This window comes from Bacillus sp. FSL R10-2780 (assembly GCF_038006125.1).
Lineage (GTDB): Bacteria > Bacillota > Bacilli > Bacillales > Bacillaceae_G > Bacillus_A > Bacillus_A cereus_U.
Window position 1 is genome coordinate 3,630,881 of record NZ_JBBOUQ010000001.1, and the last position, 13,797, is coordinate 3,644,677.

A 13,797-nucleotide genomic window follows, 5' to 3' on the forward strand; every position below is an offset into this window, starting at 1 on the left:
ACTTACTTATGGTGCACTAATTCAGCAGAAATTATATTTACGAACTAAACTGTGCTTCGTATAACCTACTATACCCTCCGCCACGCTCAATTAATTCAGCATGTGAACCTTGTTCTGCAATACCATCTTTATTTACAACGACGATGCGATCCGCATTTTTAATAGTTGCTAGCCTGTGAGCGATAACTAACGTTGTACGACCGACAGATAGTTCAGCAAGTGATTTTTGGATAGCAAGTTCCGTCTCTGTGTCTAGCGCAGAAGTTGCTTCATCTAAAATTAAAATTGGTGGGTTTTTCAAGAACATACGGGCAATTGCTAAGCGCTGCTTTTGTCCTCCTGAAAGTTTCACACCACGCTCACCAATAACTGTATCTAAACCGTCTGGTTGCGAGTAAATTAAGTCCTCCAACTGGGCACGTTTTACCGCCTGCCAAATTTCAGATTCTGAAGCTTTTAAGTTTCCGTAAGCGATATTTTCACGAATTGTTCCTGAGAATAAGAAAACATCTTGCTGCACAATTCCGATTTGCTTACGAAGTGACGATAACGTCATCTCTTTCGTGTCAATGCCATCAATTTGAATCGATCCAGATGAGTGTTCATAAAAACGCGGTAATAAACTACATAGTGTTGTTTTCCCTGCCCCTGATGGTCCAACGAAAGCAACTGTTTCACCTGCATGTATTTTCAAACTAATACCGTTTAAAATCGGCTCTTTATTTTCATATCCGAACGTGATGTTATTGTATTGAATATCGCCGTGTACATGTTTAACTTCTATTGCATCTTTAGAATCTACAATATCCGGCTCTGTTTCCAGAAGTTCTACATATCTTTTAAAACCAGCGATTCCTTTCGGATAACTTTCAATAACCGCATTAATTTTTTCAATTGGGCGGAAGAAAATGTTCGTTAACAAAACGAATCCAATAAATCCACCGTACGTTAATTCACCTTGCAGTACGAACCATGTACCACATATTAATACAAAGAGTGTTACAAGACGCATCAGCATATAACTAATAGATGAATTTAACGCCATAATTTTATACGCCATTAATTTTGTTGTACGGAAACGAGCATTGTTTACAGCAAATTGCTCTTTCTCAAACTTTTCATTTCCGAATGCTTGTACAACGCGGATACCACCAACATTGTTCTCAATACATGCATTGAAATCAGCAACGTCTGAGAATAAACGTCTAAACGTACCTGTCATTTTTTTGTTGAAGTAAAGTGCCAACCATAATAAGAACGGGATTACGAAGAATGTTAGAAGTGCTAACTTCCAGTTAATCATCATCATAAATGAAAATGCTCCGACTAAAGTCATAATGGCAATGAATAAATCTTCTGGTCCGTGGTGAGCAATTTCCCCAATTTCCATTAAATCGTTTGTAAGACGTGAAATTAAATGACCTGTTTTATTATTATCAAAAAATCTGAATGATAGCTTTTGAATGTGATCAAATAATTTCTGTCTCATATCTGTTTCAATGTTAATACCAAGCATATGCCCCCAATATGTAACGACATATTGCAAACCTGCATTTAACACATAAACTGCGAATAAACCGAAACAAGCCCATAAAATAAGCGTCCAGTTTTGTCCTGGTAATAACTTATCAATAAATTGATTTACGATAAGCGGGAAACCAAGTTCGAGTAAGCCTGCGATAACTGCACAGGAAAAATCAAGTATGAATAAACCTTTATACGGTTTATAGTAAGAAAAAAATTTACGTAACATATCTTTCCTCCCTTTTCCAAATTAAAAGACTCCCTAAATGATAACCATTATCAAATAATTGTTCAAGTTATCCGTCTATGAAACTAAAAAAACCTTCATCTGTGTTTGATGAAGGTTTCCATTTTATTTTACATCGCTTCCGAATCCCACTCATGCTCTTGCTGGACAAACACAACACCTAATTCATGATGTCCCCCAGCATATAACGCCGTTTGAGCAAGACGAAGCTCACCATTTGTATCTACTACTTCTAATTTACAAAACGCCCCTGTCGTCTTCGTTTGAAGCGCGTCATAAAACTCTTCGGTACTTCTTGGAATGACTCCATTTACTTTCGTAATAACTTCTCCAGGCTTTAAATTCATCTCTGCCCCAATTGTATTAGGAATTGTATCTAACACAACAAGTCCATCATTACGTGCGGCAAAGTATGCTGGTCTTTTCTCGTCTGCAATTTTCTCTTGCATCGAGATTGTAAAGCGTCCAAGCATTGCGACTCCCATCGCGATAATTGCGAGTACGTGCCACCAGTAACTTGCGATACCTAAAACGAGTACGAGCCCCGCTAATCCATAGACACGTCTTCCTGTAAATAATAAAGCTTCCGTCGGCTCATAACTTCTAACTTTTCTCATAAATCCAATTAGAAATGGTACGAGGAATAAAGAGTATGTAGTCGAACCTATTGAAACGACAGGCCACCAAGAAATAAATCCTGTCACCGCATCTCCTGGTATAAGAATAAATACTGGTACAAGCCATAGACGATTTGATTCATGTAGTCCAATTCGTAGCCCACGCTTACCTTTGTTAATTTTTGGCGTAGAATAGCGAACCGCATTTTTAGAGATTAATAACCCCTCTACAACGAGCATAACGCCTAGTAAAATAGCAAGGGATACAATCGTACCCTCTTCACCTTCTCCAAGCTGTAAGAAGGAAACTGGCATCTTAGACGATAACAACAAGAGTGCAATAGCGATTCCGAAAGTATAAGCTACAGATAAATATCGATACATAGCAGTTAATCCAAATAATAACGTCCAAAGTAAAATTGCCCATAAACTCGCTTTTGAAACAACTAGCCCGAGTCCAATCGTAATAATAGATACGATTAATCCGTACCCAATACCTGCAAATAGAGTTGTTCGTAGTTCAAACCAAATATCATATACTTTAAAAGAAAAATCTTTTCGTTCTCGTAATATACGTAAGTATCCAACGAAGATACTACTAATTAAAAATACATAGACAGCAGGGTGTAAGAAAAAACGTCCAACTGCTCGTAGTATTTCAAAAAGCCATGCCTCCACGAATTCATTCACCACCATTTATATCATTTTTTCTTTTTATCTTATCATAACTAAAGAAATGTTTGTTTAACACATAAAAAATACAGGCATCAAAGTGCCTGTATTCTTTCTTATTTCGCTATTAATTTCAATGCCGTCTGTAATTGTAAATCATTTTCTCCAGAACGGATTTTTTCAATAATTTTAGTTTGAAGCGCTTCAGCTGTCTTTTTATCGAGTTGTCCTGTTGCTTCCATCTCATTCGCATTTTGGAATGCTTTTAGTGCTGATTCTGTCTCTTTGCTAAAGTACCCATCTTCACGTCCTGGTACATAGCCTAAGCTCTTAAGCATTTCTTGCGCATGTTTTACTTGTACATCATTTGAATTGTATGAAAGTGTCTTTTCAATTTGAATTGGTGTCGCATGATAATAATCAGGTTGCTTCACTTCTACAGTTGGCGCGATTCCTTTTTTATGAATCCAATTGCCATCTGGTGTTAACCATTTAAACATTGTTAATTTAATATTGCTACCATCTTTAAATGGAACAGCTTGTTGGACAGTACCTTTACCAAACGTTTTTTCACCAATTAAATCGTATCCTTCTCCCTCTTTCAGCGCACCCGCTAAAATCTCTGAAGCAGAAGCACTTCCATTATCAATTAATACTGAAATTGGATATGGCTTTCTTTCTTTCAGTTCCGTAGAGAATTTCTTCTTCTCACCATTTCGCTGTTCTACTTGTAGCATTGGCTTTTTATCTGTCATGATGTCTCCTAGTATGTCTTCTACACTATTTAAATAGCCACCAGGATTGCCACGTACGTCAATAACTAAGCCTGTTATATGTTTCTTCTCTAACTCTTTTAACTGATCCTTAAATTCTTTCGCAGTATTTTCAGCAAAAGAAGTAATTTGCATATAACCGATGTCTTTTCCGCTCTCTTGCTTTACGGAACTAAATACAGTGAAAATCGGAATCTTTTCTCGCTTAATTTTAAATTCTATCGGATCAGCCACTCCTGCGCGCTTAATTTCAATTGCAACAGTCGTTCCTTTTTTACCACGAATTTTTAATACTGCTTCTTCACGTGATAAATCTTTCACACTATTTCCATCTACAGATAAAATTTGGTCATTCGGTTTAATTCCTATCTTTTCTGCTGGTGAACCTTTAATTGGCGATACGATAATAAGCTTACCGTCCGTCTTGTTTACTTCAGCTCCAATCCCTTCAAGTTCAGGATCTAGCGACTGACTAAACTGTTTTGCCGTTTCTTTATCCATATACGTGGAATAAGGGTCCTTCAGCGTAGACAACATTCCCTGTATCGCACCTTCGACTAATTTGTCGTCTTTCACGTCTTCCACATAACGTGAATCAATTAGTGCATACGCCTCATTAATCTTTGCCAAATTCCCTTGCGCTGTGCCAGCATTACCATTCGATACTGTTTGCGTTACATATGCTGGGTTTATCCCAAGCCAGTACATACCACCAAACATCCCGCCAGCACCAATTAAAAATGCAACAACCATTCCAATAATTGCAACTCTACGTTTCAATGCGGAATTCCCCTTTCCAGAACACACAGGTGGTGTAGCAAAAGGCATCACACGATGTGTGATGCCTTTACCTATTTCTACTATATGATAAGCTTGTACGAATTATGTTTGCAACTTTTTATACTTTTAAGAAGCGACGAATTGACATTACACTTCCCCACATACCGATTAATGCACCGATTAACACTAATAAACCAGCTAATTGGAATACGAATGGGTTGTATGGTAGAAGCTCGAAAATTGTTCCGCCAAGTTTTTCATTAAACACACCTTGCAATGAATTATATATAACTAAAATTAGGCCAATTGGAATAATTGATCCTAATACTCCTAGGAATAATCCCTCTAACAAGAACGGCCAACGAATAAACCAGTTTGTTGCACCAACAAGTTTCATAATTTCAATCTCAGTACTACGAGCATAAATTGTAATTTTAATTGTGTTAGAGATTAAGAACATCGCTGTGAATAGAAGACCAGCAATTAACGCAATCCCGATGTTACGACCAGTTTTTACAGTATCAAATAATTTTTCAACTTGACCTTTACCGTATTGAACAATACTTACAAACTGCATTTTCTCAATCTTTTTCGCAATAGCCGCTGTATCTGTTGGTTCTTTCGCCTTTACAACAAATACATCTTTCAGTGGATTATCTTGCTCAAATAACTCGAACGTTTTTCCACTATCGCCTAAGCTTTTAATTAAACGTTTCAACTCTTCTTCTTTAGAAGAATATTTAATAGAATCTACTTTCGCAATTTTACTCATATCTTCTTCTAATTTCTTTTGATCAGCTTCTTTTGCTGCCGGATCAATATGCACACGAATTTCTACATCTTGCTCTACTTTCGTCGCAAAATGGTTCATATTCATAATCGCTGCCAAAAAGACACCTACAAGTAATAACGTAACTGTTACTGCACTTACAGAAGCAAATGTCATCCATCCGTTACGGGATAGATTTTTCACACCTTCTCGCAAATGTCGACTAAGGGTTTTAGCCTTCATATCCGTATCCTCCCTCAATCTCATCTCGAACAATTTTTCCGCCTTCAATTGCAATTACACGATGACGAATTGTATTTACGATATCTGCGTTATGTGTCGCCATAACAATCGTTGTACCACGCTCATTAATACGTTTAAAAATACTCATAATATCAAGCGCTGTTTCAATATCTAAGTTACCTGTTGGCTCATCAGCAATTACAACCTTTGGTCTATTTACAATCGCTCTTGCAATCGCCACACGTTGTTGCTCTCCGCCTGAAAGTTCGCCTGGAAGTGCATCTGCACGATCATCTAGACCTACAAGACCTAACACTTCTGTAACACGTTCACGAATCGCATCTCGTTCTTCTTCAATTACTTCTAAAGCAAACGCAACATTCTCATATACCGTTAATTTAGGTAGCAATTTAAAATCTTGGAAAATTACGCCTAATTGACGACGGAAATATGGAACATCTCTTTCTGCTAATGTTTCAATTACAAGTCCATTTACATTAATTGATCCTGTAGATGGCTTCTCTTCACGATACATCATTTTAATAAATGTAGATTTTCCGGCTCCACTCGGTCCAACTACGTATACAAATTCACCTTGTTTAATGTTAACTGTGAGACCAGCAATGGCTTTCATACCATTTGGGTACTCCTTATAAACATTCGTCATTTTTATCATTATTTATCACCCAATACTTAATGATTTTTTTCGAAATACTTTTCTGTACATTTGAAAATAAAAGAAAAACCTTTATTTTCGCTCGACCATTCTTGTTGAAGGTAGCTTCCATACATGCTTTTTATTAGCAACGCTACTCTATGTAATATATTTCATCAAAATTCTACAAACCCCATTGTAACATCAATCGGTTTCCAGTTCGGATACAATTTTGTTACAGTTATGTTACATCCCAACAAAAGGTAAACGAGCTCATGTAATTACTTAACTCGAAGCACTTTTCGGTCAAGTTATACAATCAGCTCGTTTATTAGTTACGTTTCTTATTTATGCTCCGCTAACCATTCAGCTACTTTTTTCGCATCTTCACCTTGAATAATTCCTGGTGACATTGAACCGCGACCTTTTTCAATAACCTTTTCAATCTCTGCTGCGTCGTATTTCTGTCCTACTTTTCGTAAATCTGGTCCAGTTGCTCCTGATAAATCTTTAGCATGACAACCTATACAACTTTTTTGGTAAATTTGTTCTGCGCTATCTGTGCTTGCAGATTGTTTTGATGGTTTACTCTCTTCTTTATTTCCACATGCTCCTAAAGCAAAAACGACTGATGTCCCTAACGCAATAGCCAACAATTTCTTTTTCACTTCCATCGCTCCCCATTGTTGATATTCTTTTCATTCATAACTAGGCAATAGTTTTCATAACACATTCAGTATTCATTATAAGCATTATCTTTATATAGAAAAACTAAGGTATATTTCATATTTTTCACAAATATAGTGAGAAGCCTAATAAAATAAGCTTTCATAAATTGTTTCAATTCTGTGAACACCTTAAAAAGTTCTATAAAGAGCCTTTTTCTCCAAACCAAAAATGAGAATCCCTATATAAAGCCCTACCCTATTATCGCTCTGTTTTACTATTCTCTACTTTTTACAAAACAATATACGGCATTGTATTCTACATGTAATCTCATCAAAAAGAGAAGTTGTCGCCTCCAACTTCTCTTCCTCTTTATTTCATCAATATAAATAAGATAAGCCTCTTTATATCCTCTTGGACCTCAACATGTGCCAACAATTCTGTTGGCTTTTTCTCTTATTAAATACGAGAACGTAAATACGCATCAATAAACGGATTAATTTCCCCATCCATAACTGCTTGTACGTTACCAACTTCTGTATTTGTACGATGGTCTTTCACAAGAGAATACGGATGGAATACGTAAGAACGGATTTGGCTGCCCCATCCAATTTCTTTTTGCTCTCCGCGAATCTCATCTAATTGTGCTTGTTGTTCTTCTAATTTCTTTTGATATAATTTCGCTTTCAGCATTTTCATCGCATGTTCACGGTTTTTAATTTGAGAACGCTCTGACTGACATGTCACAACCGTATTTGTTGGTAGATGCGTTATACGAACTGCTGAATCTGTCGTATTAACATGCTGTCCGCCTGCCCCACTTGCACGATACGTATCTATTTTCAAATCTTCTGTACGCACTTCAATTTCAACTTCATCATTGAATTCAGGTACAACTTCACAAGATACGAACGATGTATGACGACGACCTGAAGAATCGAACGGTGAAATACGTACAAGACGATGTACACCTTTCTCCGCTTTCAAGTAACCGTAAGCGTTATGACCTTTAATTAATAATGTAACACTCTTAATACCAGCTTCATCGCCCGGTAAGTAGTCAACCGTTTCTACTTTAAACCCACGTTTCTCAGCCCAGCGTGTGTACATACGTAATAACATAGAACCCCAGTCTTGTGACTCTGTTCCACCTGCACCTGGGTGTAATTCTAAAATAGCGTTATTTTTATCATAAGGATCGCTTAATAGTAACTGAAGCTCGTACTCATTCATTTCTTGAATTAAAGTTTTCACTTCAGATTCTAATTCCTCATGTAAATCTTCATCATACTCTTCTTTAAGTAGGTCATGCGTCATTTCTAAGTTTTCGAACGTCTCATCTAACTGACGGAACCTTCCAACCATATCTTTCAGCGCATTCGCTTCATTAATTACAGCTTGTGCGCCTTGTTGGTCATCCCAAAATCCAGCGCCCATCATCGTTTCTTCTAATTCTGCAATTTGTTTTTCCTTAGTAGGGAGGTCAAAGAGACCCCCTAAAAGCCGCTAATCTCTTAGCCATTTTCTCTAATTCTTGCCTAATTTCTACTAATTCCATTTCCTTCACCTCTATGTAATTGCTGTTACTTTCATATGAAAACAAGGGAAACTCTCTCCGCTTATTACGGAGAGAGTTTAAACCTTTTCATTATACATTTTTGATGTAAAAGTTTGCAAAGCAGACTGAACTACAGTTCCCTATTACTGCCCAATGCCACAACAGTTTTTATATTTCTTGCCACTACCGCATTTACATAAATCGTTGCGTCCCATTTGGTCACCTTTTACAACCGGTTTTTTCTTCGCGTCTTCACCATCACTTGATGGATGAACAGCTTCACCTTGAACAACTTCTTGACGCTCTAAGTTTTGCTCAATTTCAGCTTTCATAATGTAACGAGAGATTTCCTCTTCAATAGAAGCGATCATCGACTCGAACATTGCGAATCCTTCCATTTGGTATTCACGAAGTGGATCAATTTGTCCGTAAGCACGTAAATGAATACCTTCACGAAGGTGATCCATTGCATCGATATGATCTGTCCATTTCGTATCTACAACACGGAATACAACAACCTTTTCGAATTCACGCGTCTGCTCTTCAGGTAGAAGCTTCTCTCTTTCATTATAACGCTCTAACAATTTCGCGATAATTGATTCGCTCATTTCTTCTGGAGCAAGGCGACGTAACTCTTCTTCTTTTACATCTCCTTCTTCAAGAAGGTTTGTATTTAAGTAATCGACAAGACCTTTAATGCTCCAATCTTCTTCGATTTCTTCTTGCGTATGAAGTGCAACAGCACGTTCTATCGTAGATTTCATCATACCTTCAATAATGCTGCGTAAGTTCTCTGAATCCATTACTTCTTGACGCTGTTTATAAATTACTTCACGTTGTTGACGGAGTACATCGTCGTATTGCAATAGCTGTTTACGTGCATCATAGTTATTTCCTTCTACACGTTTTTGTGCAGATTCTACCGCACGAGAAACCATTTTACTTTCGATTGGCTGTGAATCATCCATACCAAGGCGATCCATCATCGCTTTCATATTGTCAGAACCGAAGCGGCGCATTAGTTCATCTTCCATTGATAAGTAGAACTGTGTTACACCAGGGTCTCCTTGACGACCAGAACGACCACGTAACTGATTATCAATACGACGACTTTCGTGACGCTCTGTACCGATAACTGCTAGGCCAACATTTCTAATATCGTCGCCTAACTTAATATCCGTACCACGACCAGCCATATTCGTCGCAATTGTTACAGCGCCTTTCATACCAGCTTCTGCAATGATATCTGCTTCACGCGCATGGTTTTTTGCGTTTAAGATATTATGACGTACACCTTTACGTGTTAACATTTTTGAAATAAGCTCTGATGTTTCAATTGCAACTGTACCAACAAGAATAGGTTGCCCTTGCTTATGACGATTTACAATATCCTCAACAACTGCATTGAATTTACCTTCCATTGATTTGAAGATTAAATCAGCACGGTCATCACGAATAATATCTTTATTCGTTGGAATTACGATAACATTCATATTGTAAATACTACGGAATTCTTCTTCTTCCGTTTTCGCTGTACCAGTCATACCCGATAATTTTTCGTACATACGGAAGTAGTTCTGGAACGTAATTGTTGCAAGCGTCATACTTTCATTTTGAATTTCTACGCCTTCTTTTGCTTCAATAGCTTGGTGTAAACCTTCGCTATAACGACGACCTTTCATAAGACGACCAGTGAATTGGTCTACGATTACGATTTCGCCTTCTTGTACAACATAATCTGTATCAAGGTGCATAACAACATGTGCACGAAGCCCCTGATTAATATGGTGAAGAAGTGCTACATGTTTTAAATCAAATAAGTTTTCAATATGGAAAGCTTTCTCTGCTTTCGTAATACCATCTTCAGTTAACATTACATTTTTCGTTTTCACATCAAATGAATATTCTTTTTCATTTTCTAATGTACGAACGAATGCATTTGCAAACATGTATAGCTCTGTTGATTTTTGAGCTTGCCCAGAAATAATAAGCGGCGTACGTGCTTCATCGACTAAAATGGAATCGACTTCATCGATGATAGCAAAATTAAGTGGACGCTGAACGCACTGCTCTCTATATAACACCATGTTGTCACGTAAGTAATCGAATCCAAGCTCGTTATTTGTGCTATACGTAATATCAGCAGCATAAGCAGCTTTTTTCTCTTCACGTGACATACTATTTAAGTTAATCCCTACAGTTAGGCCAAGGAACTCATGAAGTTGTCCCATTTCATTTGCATCACGTTGTGCTAAGTATTCATTGACTGTAACAACGTGAACACCTTTTCCTGTTAATGCGTTTAAATATACAGGTAAAGTAGATGTTAACGTTTTACCTTCACCTGTTTTCATCTCAGAGATATTTCCTTCATGTAAGGCGATACCACCCATTAGCTGTACGCCATATGGACGCATTCCAAGAACACGATTTGCTGCTTCACGAACAACCGCAAAAGCTTCAGGGAGTAGATCATCTACTGTCTCACCTTTTGTTAGACGTTCTTTAAATTCAATCGTCTTTCCTTTTAATTGTTCATCAGTTAGTGGCTTAATAGATGATTCTAATGCATCAATTTGCTCCACTGTCTTCTGCATACGTTTAATTTGGCGTTGGTTGACATCAAATACCTTTTTTAAAATACCGATCATAGGAAATACGCTCCTCTTTTATTAAAATAAAACTTCCGATTGCTTTCTTTTTCTCTTTACAATCAGTCGTTATAAAAATCAAATTTATGTTATGCCAATTTTTCTCCTAATTAAAAAACCTAAAATGTATAAACCTAATGATAATTGTAACACTTGTCTTGTAACTATGACAACAATCGTCCAAATGTCGAGCCTTAGATTCAGAAAAATTTTTCATTTAATTTGTTCCAACAAACTAATATTTCAAATTCATATTACAAATTTTGTATTAAATCTAAGTAGTATTCTTTCAAGTTCTCTTTTAAAGAAGATGGCTCAATTATTTTTATAGTTTTACCAAAACTAGCTAGATACGAGATGATAAAGTTGATTTCAGCAGGCTCATATGTTCCTATTAAGTATGTATCTTCGTGTTCTTCCCATAATTTCATCGAAGGATATTGTTGTTGCTTGAATATCTCTATCCCCCTCGCAGTAATTGAGCATTTAAATTGAATAGCTTGTTCAGTTGCCTTCCAAAGACTATGTGCGTTATGTATATTTATGTTTTCCAAATCCAGACTATCCTGAGCACCTACCATTTCTAACGACCGAATACGATCACAGCGAAACACTCGATAAGCCGATTTATCTACATCGTAAGCCTGGCAATACCAATAACCTTTCATTGCATAAATCGAAATCGGCTGAATACGGCGCATTGTTGTTTGTTTCGGCGTTACATAGTTTATAGTTAAAGCCCTATTTTGAACAGCAGCTAACAAAATCTCTTCTAGATAACCACATTCATGTGCTTGTTCCAAATGAAAAAAGGACACTCTTTTTTGCAAGTTTTCAATTTGCTCACGCTGTTTTGACGAAACACTATCTAAAAATTTCTTATTAATGGAACGAAACGAGATTTGAAAAGGAATACTTACAAAACTACTTAGTGCTTGCATTGCAAAATAAAGTGCAAAAACTTCATGATTTGTAAATGAAATCGGTGGTAATGTCATCGTTTTTATTAAACGATACCCTCCATACCGACCATACTCTGCAAAAAGAGGTACACCCATTTCCTCTAATGATGCAATATCACGTAAAGCTGTCCTTTTTGAAATTTGAAATTCATCCATTAAATCTTTCAATGTGAATATTTGTTTTTGATTAATAAAACGTAGCATCTGATTTAAACGTTCAACTTTTTTCATAAATTCTCCCTATAGGTGTCGTATGTTGGCACCTTATATTTGTATAGTAATAAGTGTAAACATATATGAAGGAGGCAATACAATGAACTTTGAAGTAATCCCTTTTTTATCATTAAATGGGCAAGGTGCTAAAGCAATTGCATTTTACGAACAGTATTTAGACGCAAAAGTTTTATTTAAAAAGAATTATAAAGAAATGAAAGAAATAGATCCGAATTTCACGTATAAAGAAAGCCAAGAACATTATATTACCCATTCTGTTTTACAAATTGGCACTAATAAAATTATGATTGCAGAACAGGCAGTGGATTCCACACGCCCTTGGCAATTAAGTAATAGCTCATCATTATGCATTCAATCTAAAGATTTCCAGGCCATTGAAGCACTCTATCATAATCTAATTAAACATGAAGAAGTTCATATTTTAACACCTTTTGAACAAAACTCCTTCAGCCCTGGTTATGCCATTGTTCGAGATCCTTTTGGAATTGTAATACAATTTACAGTAACAAGACATGACTTCTAAATCCCATTACGAAATACAAAAATAAAAATATATAAAAAAGAAATATATATAAAAGAAATATATATAAAAGCGCAGCCTCTTCTGGCTGCGCTTTCGAATTATTATTTAGTTTCGATTAAACCATATTTCCCGTCTTTACGGCCATATACAACATTAGTTTCATTTGTATCAGCATTTGTGAAGACGAAGAAACTATGTCCTAGCATATCCATTTGTAAGATCGCTTCTTCAACGTCCATCGGTTTTAAATCGAATCGTTTTGTACGTACAAGTTCTAATTCATCCTCTTCTACCGCATCCAGAACAGCTACTGCTTCTGGAAGGATAAAGTTAGTTTTCACAGAACCCTTTTCACGTAATTTACGGTTTACTTTTGTTTTATGTTTACGAATTTGTCGCTCAATTTTATCAACTACTAAATCAATCGCAGCGTACATATCGCTATTTGTTTCTTCTGCACGAAGTAATAAATCTGTAAATGGAATTGTCACCTCGATACGTTGCTTGTCAGAGTATACCTTTAAATTAACTTTAATCTCTGGGAATGTATCAAAATAACGCTCTAATTTACTTAGTTTTTTTTCTACATATTCCCCTAATGCTGGAGTTACTTCAATATTTTCACCACGAATGTTGAATTTCATAGATGAATTCCTCCTTTCAAGCCTATGTACTATAATTTCGACATTGGCTTAAAAACTCCTTCTAACTTTTTTAAAAAAATTAGTGGAATTGCGATTTTTTTATCGTTTTTTGTTGAAATGAAAAGATGCATCGTTTCTATCTTTATTTTATCCTATTAACATCGTGAATAACGAATGTAACTGTGGACAATTGGTTACAGAAAAGAAACAACTTTTTGACAACTTCCTCACAACAAAAAAGCCCTTGGTACGAGCAAGAGCTTTCACCATCTATATAAT

At 36.3% G+C, this 13,797-nt stretch carries 11 protein-coding genes; 1 reads left to right on the forward strand and 10 read right to left on the reverse strand.

Features of this window, described 5'->3' with window-relative positions:
- Positions 1-37: 37 nt before the first annotated feature.
- The 9 genes from NSQ47_RS19115 to NSQ47_RS19155 all read right to left on the reverse strand — a co-directional run bounded on the left by NSQ47_RS19115 (position 38) and on the right by NSQ47_RS19155 (position 12,348).
- Positions 38-1,753: an ABC transporter ATP-binding protein gene (locus tag NSQ47_RS19115; RefSeq protein ID WP_341037683.1), complete on the reverse strand. Its 1,716-nt coding sequence runs from the start codon at positions 1,751-1,753 to the stop codon at positions 38-40.
- Between the two features lie 128 nt (positions 1,754-1,881).
- Entirely contained in the window at positions 1,882-3,066 is a 1,185-nt protein-coding gene (locus NSQ47_RS19120) for a PDZ domain-containing protein (RefSeq protein WP_341037686.1), read from the reverse strand.
- A 110-nt stretch (positions 3,067-3,176) separates the two neighbouring features.
- Positions 3,177-4,613 (reverse strand): S41 family peptidase, encoded by a 1,437-nt coding sequence (locus tag NSQ47_RS19125; protein ID WP_087947307.1) that lies wholly within the window; start codon positions 4,611-4,613, stop codon positions 3,177-3,179.
- Between the two features lie 118 nt (positions 4,614-4,731).
- Complete coding sequence (ftsX, locus tag NSQ47_RS19130) at positions 4,732-5,625, reverse strand: permease-like cell division protein FtsX (protein WP_341037688.1); 894 nt, start codon at positions 5,623-5,625, stop codon at positions 4,732-4,734.
- Positions 5,615-6,301: a cell division ATP-binding protein FtsE gene (gene ftsE / locus NSQ47_RS19135; protein WP_078173386.1), complete on the reverse strand. Its 687-nt coding sequence runs from the start codon at positions 6,299-6,301 to the stop codon at positions 5,615-5,617. Before ftsE ends, ftsX begins: the two co-directional genes overlap by 11 nt.
- Positions 6,302-6,624: 323 nt before the next feature.
- Complete coding sequence (gene cccB, locus NSQ47_RS19140; RefSeq protein ID WP_002159877.1) at positions 6,625-6,948, reverse strand: cytochrome c551; 324 nt, start codon at positions 6,946-6,948, stop codon at positions 6,625-6,627.
- Between the two features lie 457 nt (positions 6,949-7,405).
- Positions 7,406-8,504 (reverse strand): peptide chain release factor 2 gene (gene prfB / locus NSQ47_RS19145; protein WP_098988193.1). Its coding sequence is split into 2 segments (ribosomal slippage): positions 7,406-8,431 and positions 8,433-8,504, totalling 1,098 coding nucleotides; the frame shifts between segments, so codons are not numbered across the junction.
- A 143-nt stretch (positions 8,505-8,647) separates the two neighbouring features.
- Complete coding sequence (gene secA, locus NSQ47_RS19150; protein ID WP_078173384.1) at positions 8,648-11,155, reverse strand: preprotein translocase subunit SecA; 2,508 nt, start codon at positions 11,153-11,155, stop codon at positions 8,648-8,650.
- 254 nt (positions 11,156-11,409) lie between these two features.
- A complete protein-coding gene (locus NSQ47_RS19155; RefSeq protein WP_341037692.1) occupies positions 11,410-12,348 on the reverse strand; it encodes a helix-turn-helix transcriptional regulator in 939 nt (312 codons plus the stop codon).
- 82 nt (positions 12,349-12,430) lie between these two features.
- On the opposite strand from NSQ47_RS19155, the gene NSQ47_RS19160 reads away from it, so the two are divergent.
- On the forward strand, positions 12,431-12,874 hold the full coding sequence (locus tag NSQ47_RS19160) for a VOC family protein (RefSeq protein ID WP_078179455.1): 444 nt from the start codon (positions 12,431-12,433) through the stop codon (positions 12,872-12,874).
- 101 nt (positions 12,875-12,975) lie between these two features.
- Here NSQ47_RS19160 and hpf read toward each other — a convergent pair whose 3' ends face one another.
- Positions 12,976-13,518: a ribosome hibernation-promoting factor, HPF/YfiA family gene (gene hpf, locus NSQ47_RS19165; RefSeq protein ID WP_002159874.1), complete on the reverse strand. Its 543-nt coding sequence runs from the start codon at positions 13,516-13,518 to the stop codon at positions 12,976-12,978.
- Between the last annotated feature and the right edge of the window lie 279 nt (positions 13,519-13,797).

Coding starts and splice junctions, on each gene's coding strand:
- NSQ47_RS19115 (WP_341037683.1), bottom strand. CDS start 1,753: ATGTTACGTAAATTTTTTTCTTACTATAAACCGTATAAAGGTTTATTC.
- ftsX (WP_341037688.1), bottom strand. CDS start 5,625: ATGAAGGCTAAAACCCTTAGTCGACATTTGCGAGAAGGTGTGAAAAAT.
- ftsE (WP_078173386.1), bottom strand. CDS start 6,301: ATGATAAAAATGACGAATGTTTATAAGGAGTACCCAAATGGTATGAAA.
- secA (WP_078173384.1), bottom strand. CDS start 11,155: ATGATCGGTATTTTAAAAAAGGTATTTGATGTCAACCAACGCCAAATT.
- NSQ47_RS19155 (WP_341037692.1), bottom strand. CDS start 12,348: ATGAAAAAAGTTGAACGTTTAAATCAGATGCTACGTTTTATTAATCAA.
- NSQ47_RS19160 (WP_078179455.1), top strand. CDS start 12,431: ATGAACTTTGAAGTAATCCCTTTTTTATCATTAAATGGGCAAGGTGCT.
- hpf (WP_002159874.1), bottom strand. CDS start 13,518: ATGAAATTCAACATTCGTGGTGAAAATATTGAAGTAACTCCAGCATTA.